The organism is Streptomyces shenzhenensis (assembly GCF_021462265.1).
Lineage (GTDB): Bacteria > Actinomycetota > Actinomycetes > Streptomycetales > Streptomycetaceae > Streptomyces > Streptomyces shenzhenensis.
In genome coordinates, this window is sequence record NZ_JAJONF010000031.1 from 40,521 (window position 1) to 62,676 (window position 22,156).

General features: G+C 70.9%; 22 protein-coding genes. 6 read left to right on the top strand and 16 right to left on the bottom strand.

The features are described from left to right. Window positions 1-23: 23 nt before the first annotated feature. The 4 genes from otsB to LQ326_RS31825 form a co-directional block, all read right to left on the bottom strand. Window positions 24-875, bottom strand: a complete 852-nt coding sequence (gene otsB / locus LQ326_RS31810; RefSeq protein ID WP_234542510.1) for a trehalose-phosphatase — start codon at window positions 873-875, stop codon at window positions 24-26. Window positions 876-1,167: 292 nt separating this feature from the next. Beyond that, the gene (locus LQ326_RS31815) at window positions 1,168-2,043 is read right to left on the bottom strand and encodes a dioxygenase family protein (protein ID WP_234542511.1); all 876 of its coding nucleotides are present in this window, start codon (window positions 2,041-2,043) and stop codon (window positions 1,168-1,170) included. A gap of 68 nt (window positions 2,044-2,111) precedes the next feature. Further along, window positions 2,112-3,101, bottom strand: a complete 990-nt coding sequence (locus LQ326_RS31820) for an amidohydrolase family protein (protein ID WP_234542512.1) — start codon at window positions 3,099-3,101, stop codon at window positions 2,112-2,114. An 11-nt stretch (window positions 3,102-3,112) separates the two neighbouring features. Continuing rightward, window positions 3,113-3,676, bottom strand: coding sequence for an NADPH-dependent FMN reductase (locus LQ326_RS31825; RefSeq protein WP_234542513.1), 564 nt, complete (start codon window positions 3,674-3,676; stop codon window positions 3,113-3,115). Between the two features lie 102 nt (window positions 3,677-3,778). Here LQ326_RS31825 and LQ326_RS31830 point away from each other — a divergent pair, with 102 nt between their 5' ends. Then, on the top strand, window positions 3,779-4,282 hold the full coding sequence (locus tag LQ326_RS31830; RefSeq protein ID WP_234542514.1) for a MarR family winged helix-turn-helix transcriptional regulator: 504 nt from the start codon (window positions 3,779-3,781) through the stop codon (window positions 4,280-4,282). Between the two features lie 62 nt (window positions 4,283-4,344). Here LQ326_RS31830 and LQ326_RS31835 read toward each other — a convergent pair whose 3' ends face one another. Together LQ326_RS31835 and LQ326_RS31840 are read right to left on the bottom strand one after the other, a co-directional pair. Continuing rightward, a complete protein-coding gene (locus LQ326_RS31835; RefSeq protein WP_234542515.1) occupies window positions 4,345-4,578 on the bottom strand; it encodes a DUF3263 domain-containing protein in 234 nt (77 codons plus the stop codon). A 17-nt stretch (window positions 4,579-4,595) separates the two neighbouring features. Next, complete coding sequence (locus LQ326_RS31840) at window positions 4,596-5,867, bottom strand: extracellular solute-binding protein (RefSeq protein WP_234542516.1); 1,272 nt, start codon at window positions 5,865-5,867, stop codon at window positions 4,596-4,598. 129 nt (window positions 5,868-5,996) lie between these two features. Here LQ326_RS31840 and LQ326_RS31845 point away from each other — a divergent pair, with 129 nt between their 5' ends. The 3 genes from LQ326_RS31845 to LQ326_RS31855 all read left to right on the top strand — a co-directional run bounded on the left by LQ326_RS31845 (window position 5,997) and on the right by LQ326_RS31855 (window position 9,224). Beyond that, window positions 5,997-6,935 carry an ROK family protein gene (locus LQ326_RS31845; RefSeq protein ID WP_234542517.1) on the top strand — a complete coding sequence of 313 codons (939 nt, stop codon included), beginning with the start codon at window positions 5,997-5,999 and terminating at the stop codon, window positions 6,933-6,935. Then, complete coding sequence (nagA, locus tag LQ326_RS31850) at window positions 6,935-8,188, top strand: N-acetylglucosamine-6-phosphate deacetylase (RefSeq protein ID WP_372497008.1); 1,254 nt, start codon at window positions 6,935-6,937, stop codon at window positions 8,186-8,188. The genes LQ326_RS31845 and nagA overlap by 1 nt, the downstream gene beginning before the upstream one ends. Before the next feature lie 106 nt (window positions 8,189-8,294). Beyond that, window positions 8,295-9,224 (top strand): 1-phosphofructokinase family hexose kinase, encoded by a 930-nt coding sequence (locus LQ326_RS31855; protein WP_234542518.1) that lies wholly within the window; start codon window positions 8,295-8,297, stop codon window positions 9,222-9,224. Here the strand turns inward: LQ326_RS31855 and LQ326_RS31860 are convergent. After that, window positions 9,221-10,174, bottom strand: coding sequence for a carbohydrate-binding protein (locus LQ326_RS31860; RefSeq protein ID WP_234542519.1), 954 nt, complete (start codon window positions 10,172-10,174; stop codon window positions 9,221-9,223). The genes LQ326_RS31855 and LQ326_RS31860 overlap by 4 nt on opposite strands. 118 nt (window positions 10,175-10,292) lie before the next feature. After that, a complete protein-coding gene (cdgB, locus tag LQ326_RS31865; protein ID WP_234542520.1) occupies window positions 10,293-11,954 on the bottom strand; it encodes a diguanylate cyclase CdgB in 1,662 nt (553 codons plus the stop codon). Window positions 11,955-12,335: 381 nt separating this feature from the next. On the opposite strand from cdgB, the gene LQ326_RS31870 reads away from it, so the two are divergent. Continuing rightward, entirely contained in the window at window positions 12,336-12,854 is a 519-nt protein-coding gene (locus tag LQ326_RS31870) for a flavin reductase family protein (RefSeq protein WP_308402059.1), read from the top strand. Between the two features lie 283 nt (window positions 12,855-13,137). Here the strand turns inward: LQ326_RS31870 and LQ326_RS31875 are convergent, their stop codons facing one another. The 5 genes from LQ326_RS31875 to arfB form a co-directional block, all read right to left on the bottom strand. After that, the gene (locus LQ326_RS31875; RefSeq protein ID WP_234542522.1) at window positions 13,138-13,785 is read right to left on the bottom strand and encodes a GTP-binding protein; all 648 of its coding nucleotides are present in this window, start codon (window positions 13,783-13,785) and stop codon (window positions 13,138-13,140) included. After that, window positions 13,766-14,164 (bottom strand): DUF742 domain-containing protein, encoded by a 399-nt coding sequence (locus tag LQ326_RS31880; RefSeq protein ID WP_234542523.1) that lies wholly within the window; start codon window positions 14,162-14,164, stop codon window positions 13,766-13,768. The genes LQ326_RS31875 and LQ326_RS31880 overlap by 20 nt, the downstream gene beginning before the upstream one ends. Next, complete coding sequence (locus tag LQ326_RS31885) at window positions 14,161-14,592, bottom strand: roadblock/LC7 domain-containing protein (RefSeq protein ID WP_234542524.1); 432 nt, start codon at window positions 14,590-14,592, stop codon at window positions 14,161-14,163. Before LQ326_RS31885 ends, LQ326_RS31880 begins: the two co-directional genes overlap by 4 nt. Next, a complete protein-coding gene (locus LQ326_RS31890) occupies window positions 14,589-17,192 on the bottom strand; it encodes a sensor histidine kinase (RefSeq protein ID WP_234542525.1) in 2,604 nt (867 codons plus the stop codon). Before LQ326_RS31890 ends, LQ326_RS31885 begins: the two co-directional genes overlap by 4 nt. A 652-nt stretch (window positions 17,193-17,844) precedes the next feature. Then, entirely contained in the window at window positions 17,845-18,273 is a 429-nt protein-coding gene (gene arfB / locus LQ326_RS31895; RefSeq protein ID WP_234542526.1) for an alternative ribosome rescue aminoacyl-tRNA hydrolase ArfB, read from the bottom strand. 182 nt (window positions 18,274-18,455) lie between these two features. Here arfB and LQ326_RS31900 point away from each other — a divergent pair, with 182 nt between their 5' ends. Further along, on the top strand, window positions 18,456-19,031 hold the full coding sequence (locus LQ326_RS31900; RefSeq protein ID WP_234542527.1) for a TerD family protein: 576 nt from the start codon (window positions 18,456-18,458) through the stop codon (window positions 19,029-19,031). Window positions 19,032-19,107: 76 nt separating this feature from the next. Here LQ326_RS31900 and LQ326_RS31905 read toward each other — a convergent pair whose 3' ends face one another. The 3 genes from LQ326_RS31905 to LQ326_RS31915 all read right to left on the bottom strand — a co-directional run bounded on the left by LQ326_RS31905 (window position 19,108) and on the right by LQ326_RS31915 (window position 22,050). After that, a complete protein-coding gene (locus LQ326_RS31905; RefSeq protein ID WP_234542528.1) occupies window positions 19,108-19,386 on the bottom strand; it encodes a DUF397 domain-containing protein in 279 nt (92 codons plus the stop codon). Beyond that, on the bottom strand, window positions 19,383-20,240 hold the full coding sequence (locus LQ326_RS31910; RefSeq protein ID WP_234542529.1) for a helix-turn-helix domain-containing protein: 858 nt from the start codon (window positions 20,238-20,240) through the stop codon (window positions 19,383-19,385). Before LQ326_RS31910 ends, LQ326_RS31905 begins: the two co-directional genes overlap by 4 nt. Before the next feature lie 181 nt (window positions 20,241-20,421). Beyond that, window positions 20,422-22,050 (bottom strand): IS200/IS605 family accessory protein TnpB-related protein, encoded by a 1,629-nt coding sequence (locus tag LQ326_RS31915; RefSeq protein WP_234542530.1) that lies wholly within the window; start codon window positions 22,048-22,050, stop codon window positions 20,422-20,424. Window positions 22,051-22,156: the final 106 nt, after the last annotated feature.

Below are 22,156 nucleotides of genomic sequence, written 5' to 3' on the forward strand. Positions count from 1 at the left end.
CTCGGGTTACGGGGCGCTGCGGATCATGGGGTGCTCAGGGCGGCCAGGCTTCTCAGGAGTCTTACGACTCCCTCCGGGCCGTCCGTCACCACGTCGGCGCGGTCTGCCAGCTCTGTCACCTCTGTGCTGCCGCTGCACACCAGCAGGCCGGGGACGCCTTCCGTGCGGAGTTTCTCCACGGCGGCGTAGGCCGGGATGTCGCCCAGGTCATCGCCCGCGTAGAGCACCGAGCCCGCACCGATCTGCCGCGCGAAGTCGCGCAGCGCCGCCCCCTTGTCCATGCCCGGGGGGCGGAGTTCCAGGACCAGGCGGCCCGGTTCGACGATCAGCGCGTGCTGGGTGGCGAGGTCGGTGAGGGGGGCGCGGAGGGATTCGAAGGTGGCCTCAGGGTCGGCGGCGCGGCGGGTGTGGACCGCGATCGCCCGGCCCTTCTCCTCGATCCAGGTGCCGTGCGAGGCGCCGACGCGGTCGAGGAGGGCGGGGAGTTCGGCGCGGACGGCGGCGATGCCGGGGTGCGGCGGGGGTGCGGTGATCTCGCCGGTCGCCGCGTCCCAGCGTTCGGCACCGTAGTGGCCCAGGACGACGAGGTGCTCCAGGCCGGGTACGCCGGCGAAGCCGCCGTAGCGGACGGCGACCTCGGCCGGGCGGCCGGTGATGACGGCGACGGCGGCCACCTTCGGGGCGAGCGCGGCCAGGACCGGTACGGCGTCCGGGTGCGCCCGGGCCTGCTCGGGGTCGGCGACGATCGGAGCGAGGGTGCCGTCGAAGTCGAGGCCGACGAGCGCGGCCCCGGGCCGCGAGACAAGCGCGGCGAGCCCGTCACGACCGGCGGGGGTGCGCGGCGTCGGGAGGGGTTCCGTGATGTGGGTTCCCATGGTTCCGACACTATCCCGTGGAGGTGCCGGGGCAGCGCCCCGTCGGGGGCGCGGGGCGGTATCGAGGTGCGGCTGCACCGCGTGGGCGCGACCAGCCGGTCAGGTGGTCGGCACAGGGCCGCAGGCCGGTGTCCAGCGGCGTTGGTCGTGGCTGGCGGGTGCCTGCTCGCTCATGAAGCGGTCGTAGGCGGCCTCGGGGGGTGCGGTGGTTTCCATGGCAGGCCTCATCAGGTCAAGGGGAGGCGAATTCCGCCGTCCTCGTGTCGATCAGGGCGGCGGCCCCGGCAGTTCCTCACCGTGCGGGGGCCGTGTCCCCTTCGGGGGCGGGGCGCAGGACGAAGTCGTAGGTGAGGGTGCGGTACGGCTGCTTGAGGCCGTGGGCGCGGTGGTCATGGTGAAGCGTGGTTGCCTTGACCGCCCCGGCGGGCACCGCGCCCTCGACGGTGCTCTCGATCAGTGGATCGCCGTCGAAGTAGATCTGAGTGGTCAGCGGCAGGCACCCGTCGGCAGAGACGATCGCGTGTATGTGCAGCGGACGCAGACCCTCGAACCGCAACGCCTGGATCAGCGTGGCGAGCGGGCTGTCCGTGGCCAGGCCGAAGGTCTCGGTGCCGGGCATCACCGTGCGGAACTCGTAGCGTCCGTCCGCGTCGGCGATCACCCGGGCGCGGAGGTTGTTCACGGGGACGCCGGTGGAGTCGTTGGGGATGTTCAGCGGTTCGAAGTCGCCGCTGTCCATGCCGGAATAGACGTTGTTGGCGTCGATCTGCCAGATTTCCAGGGCGGCTCCGGGTTTCGGAGTGCCGTTGGTGGTGCGCACGGTTCCGGAGACGATGAGGGGTTCGCCGGGTTCGTCGGGACGCATGGGCAGGACGGCGGGGCTGTGCAGGACCGGGGCGTCCGGGCGGTGGGCGGGACCCTCCATCTCCCAGTGGCTTGCGCCGTCCTTCTCCGCGTGGGCATAGGTGGCGCCGGCGGTCGCCTTGAGGACGGTCTTGTAGAACAGGATGCCGGCGGACGGCAGTTCTCCGGCATCGGTGACGCGTTGCAGCCAGTCAATGGCGGCAAGCAGTTCGTCCAGGGTGACCTGGTGCCTGAGGATGACGTCGTCGACGGCGCGGCGCAGGTCGGTGAAGACAACGTGCAGACGACTCGGGGAGGAGCTCACGCAGGGGTGCTCCGTTTCGGTGGCCGGAAGGTGCGGTGTCGTGTGAGACGTTCTTCTCGGGCAGCAGGTCAACGCCGGATGCCGGCGACGAGCTCTTCCCAGTTCCGGAAGGTGATGCGCTCGCGAGTGGCCCTGTCGATCGGGGCGTCGTCCAGGAAGCGCCGTGCGGAACCGGCGCGTTCCTGGTTGAACGGGTAGTCGGAGGCGTACATGATTCGCTCTGCCCCCACGGTCTCCAGGGTCCACCGCAGGTATGTGTGGCTGGAGACGCCGCCCGGGGTGACGAAGATGTTGGAGCGGAAGTACTCCGCGATCGGGCGCTGCAGGTCAAGGAGCTGGTCCATGGCCGCTATGCGGTCGAGGTAGAACAGCACCACCTCGCCCCAGTGCCCCAGGATCACTTGCAGGGCGGGGAAGCGGTCGAAGACACCGGCAATGATCATCCGGAGCACGGTGAGTCCGGCGTCGTAGTGCCAGCCGAACGCCCCGGTCGCCAGCATGCTGTTCACCGGTTCGCTGAAACCCCGGTAGTAGGCCGCGGTGACGTCCGGAACGGGGACGCTCGGGTGCAGGTAGATCGGTGCGCGCAGGTCTTCGGCGGCTTCGTAGATGTCCCAGAACTCCGGGGCGTCAAGTGCCCGGCCACGGGAGCTCGCGTTCACCAGCGCCCCGTTGAAGCCGAGTTCGGTGACGGCGCGCCTCAGTTCGCCGGCCGCGGCCGGCGGCGCGGCGGTGGCGAGCGCCGCGAACCCCTGGAATCGCCCGGGGTGGTGGCGTACGGCGGCGGCGATCGCGTCGTTGGTGGCCCCCTGGAGGGCGATCGCCTCCGCCGCGTCGAGGTTCTGCAGACCCGGCGTCGTGAGGGAGAGCACCGCCGTGTCGATCCCGGCGTCGTCCATGGCCGTGAGGCGTCCGGCGCCCGTGTCCAGCAGGGCCGAGGTGATGTCGCTCTGGACGGCCCACTTCATCATCGGTTCGGCCAGCTGCGGGTCGCGGCGGCGCCATGCTGCGATCACGTCGGTGGTGAGGAAGTGCTCCTCGAGTCCGTAGAGCCTCATGACGGCCCGGCTCAGCCGCGGACGGACCTGAGCGCGCCGGCCCAGGATTCCAGCTGGGTGAACAGGACCGTCGCGGCGTTCTCGTGTGCGGCCGAGGGCTTGAACACCGTGAAACCCTCGAAGTCGGTGAGCAGCGAGAACGACAGCTGCTGTCGCACGTGAGCCAGTTGCAGCTCACTGGAGATCGCCCGCAGGTGTTCGATCGCCCGCGCGCCGCCGAGTGAGCCGTAGGAGACGAAGGCGGCGGCCTTGTTGTTCCACTCGGCGTAGAGGTAGTCGATGGCGTTCTTCAGAACGCCCGAGGTGGAGTGGTTGTACTCCGGGGTGACGAAGATGTAGCCGTCGAACTCCTTGATCTTCGCGGCCCAGGCTTTCGTGTGTTCGCCGGCGTAGGCGCCCCTGCTCGCGGGGACGGCCTCATCGAGGTGGGGCAGCGGGTGGTCGAACAGGTCGATCAGCTCGTAGTCGGCGTCGGCGCGCTCCTTCGCCCTGGCCAGCACCCAGTCCGCCACGGCCTGGCCGTTACGGCCGGGACGGGTGCTGCCGAGGATGATCCCGATCTTCAACTTGTCCATGGCGCCTTCCGGTGCAGCGTGACTTGAATTTTCAAGTCAAACCCTAACCCGACTGACTTGAACATTCAAGTCAATGCTCACGGTGGCCGATACACTGCGGACATGTCTGTCTCCGGAGGGTCGAACAACCACGAGCCGCGCTGGCTCAGCCGTGAGGAGCTGGCGGCATGGCGCGGCATCGTAAGGCTCATCCAGAAGCTGCCGGCCGCTCTGGAGTCGCAGCTCCAGCAGGACTCGAATCTCAGCTTCATCGAGTACCACGTACTGGCCCACCTGTCCGACCAGCCCGCGCGCCGTATGCGGATGAGCGACCTCGCGGTCATGGCCAACACGGAGCTGTCCCGGCTCTCCCACATGATCGGCCGCCTGGAGAAGCGCGCCCTGGTACGCCGCGAGCCCGACCCGCACAACGGGCGGTACACGCAGGCGATTCTGACCGAGGCCGGTTTCGCGTATCTGGTGGAGGCGGCCCCCGGACACGTCGGCCGGGTGCGGGAGCTGTTCGTCGATGCTCTGACCGAAGACGAACTGGGGACACTGCACCGAATCGCCGACAAGGTGCTCACCCGTATCGAGCACCCGCAGAGCATGGAGAAAGCTCAGTAGACACGGTCGGTGGCGGCGAGTCGTGCGGGACGGGGAGGGGCGGCGGGGGCGGAAACCCCGGCTCAGCGCTCCGAGCGGCGCGCCTCCCGCACCCGCCGCAGCCGGTTCACCGTCACCGGATCATGGGCCAGTGCCCGCTCGTCGTCCAGCAGGGCGTTCAGGAGCTGGTAGTAGCGCACCGGGGCCAGGCCCAGTTCCTCGCGGATCGCGCGTTCCTTCGCGCCGGGGCTCGCGAAGCCCCGGCGTTCGAGAGCGAGGACGGCCTGCTCCCGCATGCCCAGTTCGTGCCGGTCCATGGCGAGAACCGTAGCGCTCAGCCGGTCCCGGCCGCACGGCTCTCGGCGGTCGCGGCCTCGACCTGGAGCCGGCCGAGGACGCCGGCCGGGTTGCCGGCCGGGCTCACCGCCGTACCGATCTGCTCCTTGACACCGGCGCTGACCGCGGCCCAGGAGGTCTTGCCCGCCGGGTAGAGCTCGGAGGTCGGGAGCTGTTCCAGGAAGGGGCGCAGCTGCTTGTCCTGGGCCCGTGGGGAGTCGGCCATCGCCCGGGACGCGGACGTCGTGACGGGCAGCAGGCCGTACTCGCGGGAGAACGCGAGGACGTTCTTCTCGCTGTAGACGTAGTCGAGGAACTCGCCCACCTGCTCGGCGTGGCCGTTCTGCCGGAAGGCCGCCATCCAGTCGGCGACGCCCAAGGACGCGGTGCTGTTGCTCTGACCGGCCCGGGCCGGCATCGGAACCGTGCCGAACTTCACGCCCTTCTTCTCGGCCTGCCTGATGAGCGTGGGGTGGCCGTTGAGCATGCCCACCTGGCCGTCTGCGAAGGCGGCGAACGCGGTCGCGCGGTTCAGATTGCCGGGGGCCACCGGGCCGGTCAGGCCCTTGCCGACCAACTCGTCCTTGAGCCAGGTGAAGGTGTCGATGTTCTGCGCGGAGTCGATCGTGTACGTGCCGGTGTCGTCGGTGTAGCCGCTGCCGCCGCCGCTGAGCAGCCACTGCATGGTCTCCGCCTGCGCCTCCTCGGGACCGAGCGGCAGCGCGTACGGGTACTTCACGCCGTCCGCCTTGAGCGCCTTCGCGTCGGCCGCGAGCTCGTCCCAGGTGGTGGGCGGGGTGGTGATGCCGGCCTGGGCGAAGAGGGTCTTGTTGTAGAAGAGGACGCGTGTGGACGCGGCGAAGGGGATGCCGTACTGCGCGTGCTTCCACTGGCCCGCCTCGGCGAGCTGGGCGGGGAAGTCGGCCTGGACCGGGATGGAGAGCAGGTCACCGGCCTCGTACAGCTTGCCGGCGGCCGCGTAGTCGGCGTACGAGCCGATCTGCGCCAGGTCGGGGGCGTGGCCGGCGCCGACCATGTCCTTGACCTTGCGGTCGACGTCGTTCCACGAGTAGACGGTGACGTCGATCTTCACGCCCGGGTGCCGGGCCTCGTACGCCTTGGCCAGCTTGTCCCAGTACTTCTGGGAGCCGTTGGCGGCGGAGTCTCCGTAGTCGGCGGCGACCAGTCTGAGGGTGACGTCCGAGGATCCCGTCGTCCCGCACCCACCGAGGACCGCCGTCATGCCCGTTGCGGACACCACCGCGATCATTCCTGCCCTACGCCGCCGCACGTGAACTGCCCCTGTCCCACTGTCTCGTCGTTCAATTGTCTGACCTATAAGGTCTACACCACGCAAGTGGACTAGACCTCTTGCGGGTCGGCGGGCCACACTGTCCCCGTGAGACATGTCATCGCCCTGGACGTGGGCGGCACCGGAATGAAGGCCGCGCTGGTCGGCCCGGACGGCGAGCTGCTCCACCAGGACCGCCGCGCGACCGGCCGGGAGCGCGGCCCCGACGCCGTCGTCACCGCCATCCTCGACTTCGCCGCCGACCTGCGGGCATACGGCGAGCAGCACCTCGGCGAGCCGGCGTCCGCGGCCGGTCTCGCCGTGCCGGGAATCGTGGACGAGCCCGCCGGCGTCGCGGTCTACGCGGCCAACCTCGGCTGGCGCGACGTCCCGCTGCGCGCCCTCCTCACCGACCGCCTCGGCATCCCGGTCGCCCTCGGCCACGACGTGCGCACCGGCGGCCTGGCCGAGGGCCGGCTGGGCGCGGGCCGGGGCGCGGACCGCTTCTTCTTCGTGGCGCTCGGCACCGGGATCGCGGGCGGCTTCGGCCTGGACGGCCGGGTGGAGCCGGGCGCGCACGGCTTCGCGGGCGAGATCGGCCATGTCGTCGTACGGCCGCGGGGCGCCCCCTGCCCGTGCGGGCAGCACGGCTGCCTGGAGCGGTACGCGTCGGCGGCCGCCGTGAGCGAGGCCTGGGCGCGGGCCTGCGGCGACCCGGCCGCCGACGCGGCCGACTGCGCCAAGGCCGTGGCGTCCGGCGACCCGAACGCCGTCCGGGTGTGGGGGGAGGCGGTGGCCGCCCTGGCCGACGGCCTGGTCACGGCCCTCACCCTGCTCGACCCCCGGGTCCTCATCATCGGCGGCGGCCTGGCGGAGGCCGGGAGCGTCCTGTTCGAGCCGCTGCGGGAGGCGGTGGAACGCCGGGTGACGTTCCAGAAACTGCCGACGATCGTTCCTGCCGAGTTGGGAGACACGGCGGGCTGCCGGGGCGCGGGCCTCCTCGCCCAGGACCTGTTGACCACGACGACTGCGGAGGTAACCCCCTGATGGCTGCAAACGAGCGTGACTACAGCGCCCCATCAGGGGCGCGGGACCGTGCTGAATCTGCGGCTACCGCCGCGTGGGCGCGACCAGCCACAACGCTCCCGCAGCCGGGATCGAACGGCCTGGTCCTCGACGGTGCCCGCGTAGTTCTCCCAACCGGAGTGGTCGACAAGGGACGCCTGGTCGTCGACGGCACGAAACTCGCCGCCGCCGCCCCGGAGAACGCCCCCCTCGTCGACCTCACCGGCCACTGGCTCCTCCCGGGCTTCGTGGACATCCACAACCACGGCGGCGGCGGAGCCTCCTTCAGCTCGGGCACGGCGGAAGAGATCCTCACCGGCGTCCGCACGCACCGCGCGCACGGCACCACCACCCTCGTCGCGTCCACCGTCACCGACGACATGGACGCCCTCGCCCGCCAGGCCGGTCTCCTCTCCGAGCTCGCCGAGCAGGGCGAGATCGCCGGCATCCACTTCGAGGGCCCGTTCATCTCCCCGTGCCGCAAGGGCGCCCACTCCGAGGCGCTGCTGCGGGACCCGGACCCGGCGGAGGTCCGCAAACTGGTCGACGCGGCGCGCGGGCAGGCCCGGATGGTCACCCTCGCCACCGAACTCCCCGGCGGCATCGAGTCGGTGCGGCTGCTCGCGGAGCACGGCGTGATCGCCGCCGTCGGCCACACGGACGCGACGTACGAGCAGACGGTGGAGGCCATCGAGGCGGGCGCCACGGTCGCCACCCACCTCTTCAACGCGATGCCGCCGCTCGGCCACCGCGCCCCCGGCCCGATCGCCGCCCTCCTGGAGGACGAGCGGATCACGGTCGAGCTCATCAACGACGGCACCCATCTCCACCCCGCCGCCCTGCAACTGGCCTTCCACCACGCGGGTCCGGACCGGGTCGCCTTCATCACGGACGCCATGGACGCGGCCGGCTTCGGCGACGGCCGCTATCTGCTGGGCCCACTGGAGGTGGAGGTCACCGACGGAGTCGCCCGGCTCGCGGACAGCGGTGCCATCGCCGGCTCCACGCTGACGCTGGACCGCGCGCTGCGGCGGGCGGTGACGGTCGACGGGCTGCCCGTCGAGCACGCCGTCGCCGCGCTGTCCGCCAACCCGGCCCGGCTGCTGGGTTGTTACGACCGCGTCGGCTCCCTGGAGCCCGGCAAGGACGCGGACCTGCTCGTGCTGGACGCGGACTTCACCCTCAAGGGTGTGATGCGGAAGGGTGCTTGGGTGGTCGTTCCCGAACTTCCCTGATCATGACCATGGCTTGAGAGACGGCGATCTAGGCCAGGTCGCCGTCTCTTTGGCATGATCGAGGCCCCCGCACGACGGCACGGGCACACGCGAGGGAGGTCGCCCGGTGATCCTCACGGTCACGCTGAACACCGCTCTGGACATCACCTACCGGGTCGGCGCCCTGCGCCCGCACACCTCGCACCGCGTCTCGGACGTGGCCGAACGGCCGGGCGGCAAGGGCGTGAACGTGGCCCGGGTGCTGGCCGCGCTGGGGCACGAGACGACGGTGACCGGGTTCGTGGGCGGGGCCACCGGACGGGCGGTACGGGAGCACCTCGCGGAAACGCCGGGAGTGGTGGACGCGCTGCTGCCGGTCGCCGGGGCGACTCGGCGCACGATCGCGGTGGTGGACGAACTCACGGGCGACACGACCCAGTTGAACGAGCCGGGCCCCCAGATAGCCCCGGCCGAGTGGGGTGCCTTCCTCGACCACTACGAGGAACTGCTGCCCGCCGCCTCGGCGGTGGCGCTGTGCGGCAGCCTGCCGCCGGGGGTGCCGGTGGGGGCGTACGCCGGACTGACGAAGGCCGCCCGCTCAGCGGGTGTCCCGGTGTTGCTGGACACCAGCGGAGAGCCCCTGCGACGCGGGGTCGCGGCCCGCCCCGACCTGGTCAAGCCGAACACCGACGAACTGGCGGAACTCACCGGGTCCCACGACCCGGCCCGCGCCACCCAGGACGCCCGCCGGCGCGGCGCCCGCACGGTGGTCGCCTCCCTGGGCGCACAGGGCCTGCTGGCCCTCACCCCCGACGGCCGCTGGCGTGCCGTCCCACCCGCCCGCGAACACGGCAACCCGACCGGAGCCGGCGACTCCGCGGTCGCCGGCCTGCTCTCCGGCCTGATCGAACAACTCCCCTGGCCGGACCGGCTGACCCGCGCGGCGGCCCTCTCCGCGGCAACGGTACGGGCCCCGGCGGCAGGCGAGTTCGACCGAGCGGCCTACGAGAAACTGCTGGGGCAGGTCACGGTGACGGGCGGGACGACGGCCCCTTAACCCTTGTTCGTGTGCTTGCCCTGCTGCACCCACAACTGGTCCAACAGGACGTCGCAGCTGTCGCCGCTCTGGCAGGACAGGGAGATCGTGTTGGTGCCCTTGGTGAGCGTCGGCCAGGCGTAGCTGGTCGTCCAGGCCTTGGTCGGGTCGCTCTGGTGTGTGTAGTTGTCCAGGCTGAACTTGCTGCCGAACGCCTTGCCGTTGATCGACAGCGTCATACTGCCGTCCTGTACGGCGCTGTAGTGCGCGAAGACGGTGTACAGGCCGTCCGACGGGATGCCGTTGACCGTCCAGGTGACGCCGGCGCCCGTCTGGTTGAGGTTCGTGACGTAGATGCCGCCCTCGGCCTTCGCGCCCTTGACGTCCGAGGCCAGGGTCGCGCCGCCGTCGAGACGGAGTGCCTTCGCGTCGATCGGCGGGATGTCGCCCGTGGCCGATGCCGAGCTCGTGCTCGACGGCGAAGGTGACGCGCTCGCCGACTGGGTCGGGGAGCTGGAGGCTCCGCTGCCGGCCTTGTCGTCGGAGTTGCCGTTCATCATCGCGAGGCTGATGCCGATGACGACGGCGGCGACGACCGCGACGGCGCCGATGAGGAGGCCCTTGGTGTTCGGGCCCCGGCCGCGGCCGGGGTTCGACGGGGCCTGGCGGGTGGGCGGCGGGCCGCCCGGGAAGGTCTCCGGGGCCTGGTAGGCCGCGTTCGGCTGCTGGCCGTAGCCGCCGCCGGGCTGCTGCTGGGGGATGGTCTGGCCGCCGTACGGCGACTGCGGTGCCTGCTGCTGGCCGCCGTACGTCCGCTCGCCGACCGAGCGCACCCTGCTGACCTGATGCGGGTAGCCGTAGCCACCGGAGCCGGACGGCGGCTGGGCCCCTCTGGCCTGACCATCGGCGTACAGGTAGCCGAACGGGTCGTCGTCCTCGGGCGTGCTCGCGCCGTTGTTGCCGGGCGTCATCCCTAGGTACTCCTCAACAGGTGCGGGCGGATGCGGTACAGGTATTGAGAGTCGAGCCTACCCGGTCTGACTGAGCCAAACGGGTGACTCACACCGCATCAGCACGATGACCTGCGGATCATCCGGCACGGCGATGCGCTTTGGGACGAGATCGTTTCTCTACGTACATCCGCTCGTCGGCGGATTTCAGGACTTCGTCCGCCGTCATGCCGCAGTGCGCCCACCCGATGCCGAAGCTGGCGCCCACCCGGACGGCCCGGCCCTCCGCGCGGATCGGCTGGATGATCTCGTTGCGCAGGCGTACGGCCAGGTCCTGGGCGTCGGCCTTGCCGAGGCCGTCGGCGAGGATCACGAACTCGTCGCCGCCGAGGCGGGCCACCGTGTCGCCGTCGCGGACCGCCCTGCCGAGCCTCCTGGCGACCTCGATGAGGACCGCGTCGCCCGCGTTGTGACCGAAACGGTCGTTGATCGACTTGAAGCCGTCGAGGTCGCAGAAGAGCACCGCGAGCCCCTTGGCGCCGTCGTCGCGGCCCTCCTCGGGGGCGACGGTGTGCACGTGGTGGTCGTACCCGCCGTCGTACGACACCGAAGGCGACGTGCCGGCGAAGTCGAAGCCGTGGCCGTTGGCGTCGTGGGCGGGGTGGCCGTAGGCCGCGTCCAGGGACTCCAGGCCGACGCCGGAGTCGGCGCGCCGGCAGAGCCGGGAGGAGAGCCGGGAGCGCAGCTCGGCGGAGTTCGGCAGGCCGGTGAGGGAGTCGTGGGAGGCGCGGTGGGCGAGCTGGAGCTCGCGGCGCTTGCGTTCCTCTATGTCCTCGACGTGGGTGAGGAGGAAGCGGGGGCCGTCGGTGGCGTCCGCGACCACGGAGTTCCGGAGCGAGACCCAGACGTAGGTGCCGTCGCGGCGGCCGAGGCGGAGTTCGGCGCGGCCGCCTTCCGCGGAGGTGCGGAGCAGGGTGCCGATGTCCTCGGGGTGGACCAGGTCGGAGAAGGAGTAGCGGCGCATCGCGGCGGCGGGACGGCCCAGGAGGCGGCACAGGGCGTCGTTGCTGCGCAGTATCCGGCCGTGCTGGTCGCCGCCCATCTCGGCTATCGCCATGCCGGAGGGGGCGTACTCGAAGGCCTGCCGGAAGCTCTCCTCGCTGGCCCGCAGCGCCTGCTGGTCGCGCTCCAGCCTGACCAGTGCCCGCTGCATGTTGGCACGCAGACGCGCGTTGCTGATCGCGATCGCGGCCTGGAAGGCGTACATCTGCAGGGCCTCGCGGCCCCAGGCACCGGGGTGGCGGCCGTTGCGCGGGCGGTCGACGGAGATCACGCCGAGCAGTTCGCCGCAGGAGCTGCCCGATATGCCGGGCGTGTACATCGGGGCGAAGAGCCGGTCGGAGGGGTGCCACTCGTCCTCGAACCGGGGGGCGGGGCCGTCGGTGTACCACTGCGGGACGTCGTCGTCGTCGAGGATCCAGCCCTCGGTGTGCGGTATGAAGACGAGGTCGCCCCACTTCTCGCCCATGGCCAGCCGCCGCTCCCAGGAGTCACGGGAGCCGACCCGGCCCGTGATCAGGGCCTCGGCGGCGGAGTTGCCGGAGAAGGCGGCGACCACGAGATCACCGTCGGGACGTACGAGGTTGACGCAGGCCATCTCGTAGCCCAGAGCGCTGATCACACCGTCCGCGACGGTCTGCAGTGTGTCCGCCAGGCTACGGGCCGTGTTCATGTCGGCCATGACCTGGTGCAGCTGTCGCAGGGACGCAAGACGGACGTAAGGTTCCGACTCGGTCTCCATGCTCGCCCTCCCCCCGAGACCTCGCAGCGAATCAAGGGTCTGCTTCGGCGCTACTTTCCCCAGTCACTGAATCACAGCGCGCTGCCCACTCGGTACACAGGGTCAACAATTACCGCCCCTTGTGACTCAAGTCACAGGAGAACGTGAACAATTGCGTGGAGTTTCTGCGTTTTCCCTGTGCGTTTACTGAACGCAGCCTTTACGGGCATGCGCACATGATGCACGTTACGACCCTTCGCCCCGGCCATGCCCCGCCCTTGGTCCTAGGACCGGGCTCGGGCCGATGGCCGATGCGGCGGCGCCGGGTCCGAGACTAGCGTTTCCGGCGTGCTGAAGACTCCCTCCCCCACCGCCGCAGAAGCCACCAGGCATGCTGTGGGGGTGAGCAACGAAGCGTTCAAGGCCGCCATGGCCCGGCTGGCCGCCGGGGTGGTCCTGGTGACCGCACAGGAGCCGCCGCTGGACCCGGACGACCCGCTGGCGCCGACCGGCGAGGACGTCGGCATGACCGCCACCGCGTTCATGTCGGTGTCGCTCGACCCGCCGTTGGTGCTGGTCAGCCTCCGCGAAGGCTCCCGGATGGACGACCTGCTCGACGAACAGCCGCGGTGGGCGGTCTCCGTGCTCACCGAGAGCCAGCGGCACATCGCCGGCCGCTTCGCGATGAAGGGCCGCATCAGCGACCGCCTGCTCTTCGAAGACATCCCCTACGTCCGCGGCGAGGCCAGCGGCGCCCTGCTCGTCGGCGGCGCCCTCGCGACCCTGGAGTGCCGCACCGAACAGCGGGTGCCGGCCGGCGACCACACCCTCGTCATCGGCCGCGTCCTCAGCGCGGCACTGCCGAGCGCGGAAGGCGGACCGCTGATGTATTTCCGGGGCCGGTATCGACAGTTGGGATGAGCAGTCGGGATGAGACCGCACGGTCGGTTTCGTGAATTCCGTCAGGCAGTCGCTGAACGGCCCTTCCAGTGCGCGGATGTCTTCTCCGCTCCGCCCCGAAGAAGTCACCACCGCGAATTCGAAGGCGGCACCCCGCAATTCGTGTCCGGCCCGACCGGGAACACAACGCCAAGCCGGCCGTACGTCCGTCCGGCGGGGGTCGTGGGCGGCCCGGGTGCCCCGTGTCCACCCGCGCGCGGGTCCGGGGCGGTGCCAGGGCCGCTCACCCGGTCTCAGGGCGCGCCTACCCGGTCGTGGCGGACTGACCGGCCATCAGGTGGTCGACGAGCGCCAGCAGCACATCGCGGCCGTCCCCCCGGTCGCGGGCGTCGCAGAGCACCAGCGGCACCTGGGGGTCGAGGGCGAGCGCCGCGCGGATCTCCTCCGCGGTGCGGTCACGGACCCCGTGGAAGCAGTTGACGCCGACGACGAAGGGGATGCCGCGGCTCTCGAAGAAGTCGATCGAGGCGAAGCTCACCTCCAGCCGCCGGGTGTCGACCAGGACCACCGCGCCCATCGCCCCGCTGACCAGGTCGTTCCACATGAACCAGAAGCGCTCCTGGCCGGGGGTGCCGAACAGGTAGACCACGAGGTCGTCGCTGATGGTGATCCGCCCGAAGTCCAGCGCGACGGTGGTGGTGAACTTGCTGTCCACCCCCTCCAGGTCGTCCACGCCGACGCCGGCCCGGGTCAGGTACTCCTCGGTGTGCAGCGGGGCGACCTCGCTCACCGCGCCGACCATGGTCGTCTTCCCGACGCCGAACCCGCCGGCGACCAGGATCTTCACCGCGAGCGGTGCGGTGCCCGCACGGCCCGCCGTGTGGTCCGCGGCGCGGCCGGAAACATGGTCGGGCGAGTGGCCGGACGCGTGCTCAGAGCTTGCGTAGTCCATCTCTCACCGCCTCCAGGATCGTCATGTCGGGAAGGCCGCCGGCCCGGGTGAGCGGCTGCGGCGAACGGGCCCACATATAACCGGAGTCGACCAGATCGCCGATGAGGATCTTGGTCAACGACACCGGGAGGCGCAGCTTGGCGGCGACTTCCACCACCGCTCTGGGTTCCCGGCAGAGCCCGAGGATCGTGCGGTGCTCCGGCTGCATCCTGCGCACCGCGAGCGCCGCCTGTGTGCTGACCTCGGGCAGCGTCGTCACCAGGGTGACCAGGGTCAGATCCGAGCGCTCGGGGGTCGTGCGCCCGCTGGTGATCGTGTACGGACGGACCAGTTGCTCGTCGGCGTCACCGTCGTCGAACCCCTCGGTCCAGTGCCTCATCCGGCTCTCCCCGCGTCATCGGGCAGCGGGGTACGCGCGTCGGTGCCCAACCGCTGGCCGACCTGCTGGACGAGGGTGTGCATCGCGACACTCATCAGCTCGGCGTCGACCTCCTGGGAGGCGGTCACCGCCAGGTGGGTACCGCGGCCGGCGGAGATCACGAACAGCCACATGCCGGCCATCTCGACGATGACCTGGTGCACCGGGCCGCCGCCGAAGAGCTGCCCGGCGCCGCGGGCGAGGCTCTGCTGGCCGGTGGCGATCGCGGCGAGCCGCTCGGCGTCCGAACGGTCGATGGTCCGCGAACGGCTCATCACCAGGCCGTCGTCCGACAGCACGATGGCGTGCCGGGTCCCCGTGACCTGCTCGACCAGGCCGTCCAGAAGCCAGTCCAGATCCACGTCGGTGGCCGTCGTACGCTGCGTCATTCTCGATCATCCGTCCTAGGAGAGCCGGACCGGTCGGGCGAGGCGGGCCCTTCACCCTTGCCTTCGCCGAAGCCGGCACCGTCACCGCTGCCGTCGTTGTCGCCGCCGCCGTCGCCGCCGTAGCCGTGGCCGCGGCCGGTGTCGTAGCCGCCGCTGTCGCCGATGCCGTCGTGGAAGGCACCGTTGACGCCGCCGACGGCACCGCCGCCGAAACCGTGGCCGGCGCCGCCCGCGGTGCCGTCGTCCGAGCCGTCCCCGCCGCGGGCCAGCCGGGACTGCCGCTGGAACGCGCCGACCGTGGCCCCGGACCGGCCGGACCGGCCCGGGCTCGTCGTCCAGGGATCCGGCTCATGCGGTTCCTCCGGTTCCGCCCCGATCTGGAGTTCGGGCGCCAGGCTGGCCTGGCGGACCCGCTGGGGCAGCGGCCGCTCGGCGGTCGACGGAGGCGGGGACGCCTCGTTCTCGTCCGGCGGCCGCGGACCGGAGGCGGTGACGTTCGCCATCGCGTGTCCCTTGGCCCGGGTGGGCAGCCGCCCGCCCTCGCTCGGCACCCGCGGACCGGTACCGGCGTCGTGCGGGTGCGGCCGCGGACCGGGCGCGTGGGGCAGCGCCTCCGGGAGGAGCGCGACCGGCTGGGGCGCCGTGCCGGGCTGTTCCACCACCACCTGTTCCGGCAGCAGCACGACCACCCGGGTGCCGCCGAAGGCGGACGGCCGCAACTCCACCCGCAGGCCCAGGCCCGCCGACAGCCGGGCGACCACGTACAGGCCGAGCCGTACGTCGTCGGCCTGGGTCATCACGTCGAGCTGCGGCGGCGCCTCCATCAGCGCGTTGGCGGCGGCGTAGTGCTCCGGCTCCATGCCCAGGCCGCGGTCCTCGATCTCGACCGCGACGCCCCGGCCGACCCTCGCGGCCCGTACCTCGACCGGGGTCGGCGGCTTGGAGAAGGCGGCGGCGTTCTCCATCAGCTCCGCCAGGATGTGCACCAGCGGGCCCACCGCCCGCTCGGACACCCACGGCTCGTCCTCGACGTCGATCGAGATCCGGCGGTAGTCCTGCACCTCGCCCTGCGCGGCGCGCAGCACGTCGAGCAGCCGCACCGGCTTGCGCCAGCGGCGCTGCGGCTGGCCGCCACCGAGGATGACCAGGTTCTCCTCGTAGCGGCGCAACCGGGCGGTGAGGTGGTCCAGGTCGAACAGGCCTTCCAGCACCTCGGGGTCCTCGTGCGTGCGTTCCAGCTCGTCCAGCTTCCGCAGCTGGAGGCCGATGAGGATCTGGGTGCGCCGGGCGATCCGCTGGAGCAGCCGCTCGAAGCCGCGATGCTGTTCGGCCTGCCGCACCGCGGTGGCCACGGCGCTGCGGCTGGCCGCGTTCAGGGCGCGCCCGAGCTCGCCGAGCTCGTCGGGGGTGGGCTCGACCAGCCGGACCTCGCGGTCCACGTCGACGTTCTCGCCGCGCTCCAGCCGGGACACCACGTCGGGCAGCCGCTGCTGGAGTTCCACGGCTTCCTCGCGCAGGGCGAAGATGCGCCGGCGCAGGAGGACGGTGAGACGCCAAGTGGTGAGGATGACCAGGATCACGGCGAGCAGGCCGACGGCGCTGACGACGATCAGGGTCCACTGGAGCTGGCTGACGCTGTCGGCGGAGACCTTCTCGAGGTGCGCGACCCGGGCCAGGACCAGATTCAGCTGCAGTGGCTGGTTGGCGTCCACCGCGGCGCGCCATCGGGTGTGGATCTGGCCGAGCACCAGCTCACCCTGCGAGTGGTGGGGGCCGGCCACGATGACCTGCTCCTCCAGGCTCTGCTGGGTCCGCCATGACCTGGCGGACGTCATCTTCGTGTAGGCGTCGCGTTCGGCACCATCGGTGAGGCTGAGGGCGACCCGCTGGAGCAGGTACTCCTGAGCGCCGACGGCATCGACGAAGACGTCGTACTCGTCGACCTGCAGATGCCCGGTCCTCCAGTCGCGGCCGAGCAGAGCGTCCTCGCGCCCGATCCTGTCGGCGGCGCCGTAGAGGTCGACCAGGGTGTTCGACAGCAGGGCCACATCGGCGTTGCTCCGGTGGCCGAGCGCGGTGAAGACGGTGACCAGCGAGTCGATGGTGCGGCTGTAGTAGTCGAACGCCGCCTGTTGACCGGCCGACCCGGTGTCCACCGCCCGGCGCTGCGCGGCGAGCCGGTCGAGGTCGCGCACGGTGCCGGACAGGGCGGTGCCGAGCCCCTGCTGCCCGTGCGAGGTGTCCTCGTCCGCCACCGCGCGGAAGCCGGTCGCCGACTTGTCGGTCGCGGCGCGCGCGGCGACCAGCTTGCCGCGGGTGGTGGTGCCGGGGCCGGCCTGCGCCTCCGCGGTGAGCCGCCGCTCGTCTTCGAGGGACTGGAAGAGGATGGCCGACGGCTTGCCCAACGCGGTGGCCAGGTCGCCCTGGGTCTTCTCCGACTGCCAGCGGCTGGTGAGCTGGTACGTGCTCAGGCCCCACAGGGCCGCGAGCGCGAGGCTCGGTACGAGCACGAGGATGATCAGAACGGTACGCAGGGGCAGTCGACGGGAGCTGCCGCCCGGCCCGACCGACCGTGCGAGAAGGTCGGCTGACGTCGGCACAGCACCATGCGATGGCTGGTTCTCGGCGGCCATGCTCCTGGTTCGCCTGCCACCAAACCCGCCAAATCCGGTCACCTTAGGGACACTCCCCCCGCCGTTCGGTGCATCCATGAGGAAAAAATCGCCAAAGTCCGGCGACTGGTGGCAGATAGTAGCCACATCCAATGGACTCCGTAAGCGTTTCTGTCTGACGCCGCGGATCCGCCGGATGGCGGAACGACTTTCAGACCGGCCGGTCCGTGAACCGTCGCCCGACTGCGACCGCGAACGGCTGACAGCGAACGGCACGGCCGTGACCGAGGCGGCGATGATCCGCCTGACGCCCGTGCGGTTCTCCGGGCAGTCGTCGCGGTGCAGCCACGAACCAGCCATCTGGCGGGATTTCAGCAGCTCAGACGCTGCCGGCGAGGCGTTCCCGGGCTCGTCCGCCGCCGGGGTCGCGGATTCCGGCAGCGAGCAGTCCACGGGTGAGCCCGGTGGCCTCGTCGCCGCGTGCCACGAACAGATCCTCGTTCCCGACTGCGCATGCCGGCCGGGAGATCGGCTGCACCACCGCGCCTTCCGAGGCCTGGGTGGCAGTGATCACTTCTTGGCCGAGCCATGGGCCGGAGGGGACGGAGGGGGCGGAAAAGGGAGGGCCGCGGGAACGGCGTCAGGACCAGTCGCGGCCGGTCCGCCCCCGTTTGGTCTGCGAGCGCTGCTTCTTCTCCCGCAGCCGGCGCTCGTTGATCCCGCGCGGGATGCGGGTCGGCGTACGCGGCTTGGGCGGCGGCGCGGTGGCCTCCGCGAGGAGCGCGGCGAGGCGTACGGCGGCGGTCTCGCGGTTGCGCCACTGCGAACGGTGCTCGGACGCCCGTACGACGATCACCCCGTCGACGAGCCGCCCCGCCAGCCGCTCCAGCGCCCGCTGCTTCCACACCGGCGGCAGCGCCTCGGTGTTCGCGAGGTCGAAGCGCAGCTCCACCTGCGAGTCACTGGTGTTGACGTGCTGCCCGCCGGGCCCGGACGAACGGGAGAAACGCCAGTGGAGCTCCGCCTCGGGGAGCGAGACGGAGCCGCGGATGACGTAAGGACCGGACATACCCCCATAGTCGCGCGCCTGACCGGCGCACGTCACGCGAATAACGTTCATCCAGCGTTCGGTAAAGAAAGTAAAGGGAGCTGGAACCTTCGGTACCCCTCGTGGCGTTCATACGGGTACCTGTAGCTTCAGGCCCGTACGTCGTAGCGCCGTACGCAAACGAGGGAAAGGACTCCCAAACCATGGCTGTAAGCCTGTCCAAGGGTGGCAACGTCTCGCTCACCAAGGAGGCTCCGGGCCTGACGGCCGTCACCGTGGGTCTCGGCTGGGACGTCCGCACCACCACCGGCACGGACTTCGACCTGGACGCCTCGGCCATCGCGGTCAACGGGCAGGGCAAGGTCTACTCCGACGCCCACTTCGTCTTCTTCAACAACAAGAACACCCCCGACAACACCATCGTCCACACCGGTGACAACCGGACGGGCGAGGGCGCCGGCGACGACGAGGCGATCAACGTCAACCTGGCCGCCCTGCCGGCCGACATCGACAAGATCGTCTTCCCGGTCTCGATCTACGACGCCGAGAACCGCGGCCAGAACTTCGGCCAGGTCCGCAACGCCTACATCCGCATCGTCAACCAGGCCGGCGGCGCCGAGATCGCCCGCTACGACCTCTCCGAGGACGCGGCGACGGAGACGGCCATGGTCTTCGGCGAGCTGTACCGCAACGGCGCCGAGTGGAAGTTCCGCGCGGTCGGCCAGGGCTACGCCTCGGGCCTGGTCGGCATCGCCCAGGACTTCGGCGTCAACGTCTGACCGACGCGGCACGCTGCGCTGTGCGGGAGCCCCTGGCCGTGGGTCGCGGCCGGGGGCTCCGGCGTCCGCTCACCGCTCAGTGCGCGGACGCGTACGGCACGAAGGCCGCCCAGGCGGAGGGGGCGAGGGCGAGCCGGGGGCCGGGCGCCGAGCGGTACTTGGAGTCGCGGATGTGGATGGTGGTGGGGGTGGGGGCTATTTCCAGGCAGGATTCGCCGTCGGGGCCGCTGCTGTAGGTGCTCTTGAACCAGGCGAGGGCGACTTCTACGCAGGACTCGCCGTTGGTACCGCCGCTGTAGCTGCTCTTGAACCACACCAGGTCGGCGGGTTCCCCGGAGGAGGCCTTGCGGATCATGTCTCTCCCAGCAGTTGCTCAATAAAGGCCTGCGACTCCCGCGGAGGGAGAGCCTGCGCCCGGATGGTTCCATACTGCAGCTCGATGAGGCGAAGCTGTTTCGGATCGGTGGTCGGTCGCCCGCTGAACGCACCATCGGCGCGTCCGACGGCCGTGCCGTCCGGGAACTTCAGCAACTCGATCCTGCCGTCCAACCCTGGATGCGCATCCGTGTTGGTCGGCATGACCTGAAGTGTGACGTGGTGCAACCGCCCTGCCTCCAGCAGACGTTGGAGCTGCTGTCGCCACACCATTGTGCCCCCAACCTGCCGTCGCAGAGGCGCCTCTTCCAGCACAAAGTGGATGGACGGAGCCGGGTCGCGTTCGAAGACCGACTGCCGAGCCAGACGGGCCGTCACCATGCGCTCTACGTCATCTGGCGAGTAGGGCGGCTGGGCCGCCGAGATCACGGCTCGCGCGTGCTCAGGCGTTTGAAGCAGCCCGGCGATGATGTTGCACTCATACACCCCGATCTCAACCGCCTGCCCCTCCAACTTGGCAAGCTCGCGCACCTTCTTCGGATACCGGACCCTCTTCACGTCCTCCCAGGTCGCCGAGATCAGCCCACCCGCGCCCAGGACCTCGTCCGCCCGGTTCAGGTACTCCTGGCGGGGGATCCGCTTGCCGCCCTCCACTTTGTAGACCATGTCCTCCCCGTAGCCGACCGCCTCCCCGAACTCGGCGGCCCGCATCCCCACCGCCTCGCGCCGCAGCTTCAGCTGACGCCCGACGGTGGCGATGACCGCCACGCCCCAGTCGTCGTCCGGGTCGACCTCCCAGCCCGGCTCGGTCACCTCTCCGTCGTCCACGCTCATCCCACGCCCCTTTTGCCGTACGCCCGTACCCGCGACGCCCTTTCCCGTAAGAACGGTCCCGACAGCCGGGACAGCACCGGACAAGCGCCGGACAGTCACCGTACGCAAGGGCTTCGTCACTGTTCACGGTATGCGCGCTCGGCCACTCTGAGTGACGTGAACGATGAAATCTCCACCGTTCCTAGAGACTGAGCGGGAGTGAGTCCTGTTGCCAGGTCTCGTGCTCAGCCGAACGCCCCGGACGGTGTTGGGCGTTCTGGTCGACCGCGTTCGCTGCGCGTCCGGGCGGCACGGATCGTGTCCGTGGTCCGGGGATGCGGGGGCGGTGTCCCTCACGCCCCGGGCTGCCCGGTCGGGCCTGGACGGTCCGATGCCCCTGTTCATCGCTCCGGTGAGCAGGGGGCGGTGCCGTCCGTCGCCGGATCGGGTGTCCCAGGGCGCGTCTTCCGATGGCCACGGCGGCCGCGTCGTGGCGGGTGGTTTTCCTGCTTGTGGTGGTGAGGGGTTCCTGCCAGTGCTGGGCGCCCCAGCGGCTGGTGTAGGCGGGGTCGACCGCGATGACGGGGATGCCGAGTTCCGTCGCCATGGACACGAGCCGGGCCCGCAGCCGGGCCACGGGCATGCCGGAGATCAGGTTCCGGAACCGCTTCCTGCGGCCGTGCTTCTCCCGGGTGGTCTCCGCGGCGAAGTCGAGGTCCTCGACGGCGATCGCCAGGCCGTGCCGCCTGGCCCAGTGCAGCAGCCGGATCAGGGCGTGCCTGACCTGTGCGTCACGATGCGAAGCGGTGCCGGTGAGGTCGTAGCCGAAGCGCAGCGGTTCCCCGAGGGGGTTGCCGTGTGCGTCCAGACGCCAGGCGGCCAGGTGGTCGGCGTTGGTGTCCACGCCGACCACACCCCTCGCGCGGGCCGCGTCCAGCGGGATCGTCTGGACGGGGGGCAGGGTCCAGGACGCGGTCAAATACCAGCGTCCCCGCCCGGTGTCCTCGTGGATGCGGTAGGCGACGGCCCGGTTCGTGCTGACGCGGTCGGCCCACTGCCCGCCCCGGTGTGCGAACGACACCCGGGCGCCCAGGACGTACCGGCCGTGCGGCGCGTTCGCCAGATACGCCAGCGGAGCCGGGAGCTTGAGGGAGACCTCGCCGTCAGGGGTGACGCGGATGGTCTCGTTGCCGTACCGCTTGCCGGACTCCCCGTCCGCCTGGAGGAAGCGGCGTCCGGCCCGCCAGCGGCGGCGCCATTCGGCTTCACCGAGCCCGGCGGCCTCGAGGTGGTGGCGGGTGTTGAGCAGCCGCCTGCCGCCGCGCACCACGTGCACGATGCCGCCCTCCCAGTCGGCCTGTGCCGCCTGAAGCCGGTCTTCGAGGACCCGCAGACGCCGGGACTTGGCGAACCATTCCCGCCCGCTGCGATATCCGCCGGGTGCACGCTTGGATCCCTTCTCGCCCACGGGCAGGGACAGCCGGTGGGCGAGGGTGCGCACACCGGCCTGAAGACTGTGGATGTGCGCGAGCAGACCGCGTCGGGCGAGCGCCCACTGGTCATGGCTGGCCTTCGTGACCGACCCCGCCCAGCGTGAGGAGGACTCGGCGGTCAGGGCCCGCTTGCGCGCGGCCCACCCCTCACTGTCATGCTCCGGCCCGGCCGAACAGCGCGCCTTGAGATCACGGGAAGCCAGCGCGCCGAGATGGTCGCCGACCAGGCCCAGCACCTCCTCGTCCCCGCGGGTCAGGTCCTTGAGCCGCGTACGGACCGCGACCCCCGAGGGACCGGGTGCCACGAAGGGCGCCGCCACCTGCCGCAGTCCACCCATCCCTTGCCACCCCCCGGTTCCGCGCCGCAGAAAACCCTCACCCCACCCAACGACTGTCACCGGTAAAGGTCACACATTCGACCCAGGAACCCTCGTTCCCCGGGGG

Bases quoted from the DNA above. Each gene is read 5' to 3' on its own strand.
- otsB (WP_234542510.1), bottom strand. From the start codon at position 875: ATGGGAACCCACATCACGGAACCCCTCCCGACGCCGCGCACCCCCGCC.
- LQ326_RS31820 (WP_234542512.1), bottom strand. From the start codon at position 3,101: ATGAGGCTCTACGGACTCGAGGAGCACTTCCTCACCACCGACGTGATC.
- LQ326_RS31825 (WP_234542513.1), bottom strand. From the start codon at position 3,676: ATGGACAAGTTGAAGATCGGGATCATCCTCGGCAGCACCCGTCCCGGC.
- LQ326_RS31830 (WP_234542514.1), top strand. From the start codon at position 3,779: ATGTCTGTCTCCGGAGGGTCGAACAACCACGAGCCGCGCTGGCTCAGC.
- LQ326_RS31835 (WP_234542515.1), bottom strand. From the start codon at position 4,578: ATGGACCGGCACGAACTGGGCATGCGGGAGCAGGCCGTCCTCGCTCTC.
- LQ326_RS31840 (WP_234542516.1), bottom strand. From the start codon at position 5,867: ATGATCGCGGTGGTGTCCGCAACGGGCATGACGGCGGTCCTCGGTGGG.
- nagA (WP_372497008.1), top strand. From the start codon at position 6,935: ATGGCTGCAAACGAGCGTGACTACAGCGCCCCATCAGGGGCGCGGGAC.
- LQ326_RS31860 (WP_234542519.1), bottom strand. From the start codon at position 10,174: ATGACGCCCGGCAACAACGGCGCGAGCACGCCCGAGGACGACGACCCG.
- cdgB (WP_234542520.1), bottom strand. From the start codon at position 11,954: ATGGAGACCGAGTCGGAACCTTACGTCCGTCTTGCGTCCCTGCGACAG.
- LQ326_RS31875 (WP_234542522.1), bottom strand. From the start codon at position 13,785: ATGGACTACGCAAGCTCTGAGCACGCGTCCGGCCACTCGCCCGACCAT.
- LQ326_RS31880 (WP_234542523.1), bottom strand. From the start codon at position 14,164: ATGAGGCACTGGACCGAGGGGTTCGACGACGGTGACGCCGACGAGCAA.
- LQ326_RS31885 (WP_234542524.1), bottom strand. From the start codon at position 14,592: ATGACGCAGCGTACGACGGCCACCGACGTGGATCTGGACTGGCTTCTG.
- arfB (WP_234542526.1), bottom strand. From the start codon at position 18,273: ATGTCCGGTCCTTACGTCATCCGCGGCTCCGTCTCGCTCCCCGAGGCG.
- LQ326_RS31900 (WP_234542527.1), top strand. From the start codon at position 18,456: ATGGCTGTAAGCCTGTCCAAGGGTGGCAACGTCTCGCTCACCAAGGAG.
- LQ326_RS31905 (WP_234542528.1), bottom strand. From the start codon at position 19,386: ATGATCCGCAAGGCCTCCTCCGGGGAACCCGCCGACCTGGTGTGGTTC.
- LQ326_RS31910 (WP_234542529.1), bottom strand. From the start codon at position 20,240: ATGAGCGTGGACGACGGAGAGGTGACCGAGCCGGGCTGGGAGGTCGAC.
- LQ326_RS31915 (WP_234542530.1), bottom strand. From the start codon at position 22,050: ATGGGTGGACTGCGGCAGGTGGCGGCGCCCTTCGTGGCACCCGGTCCC.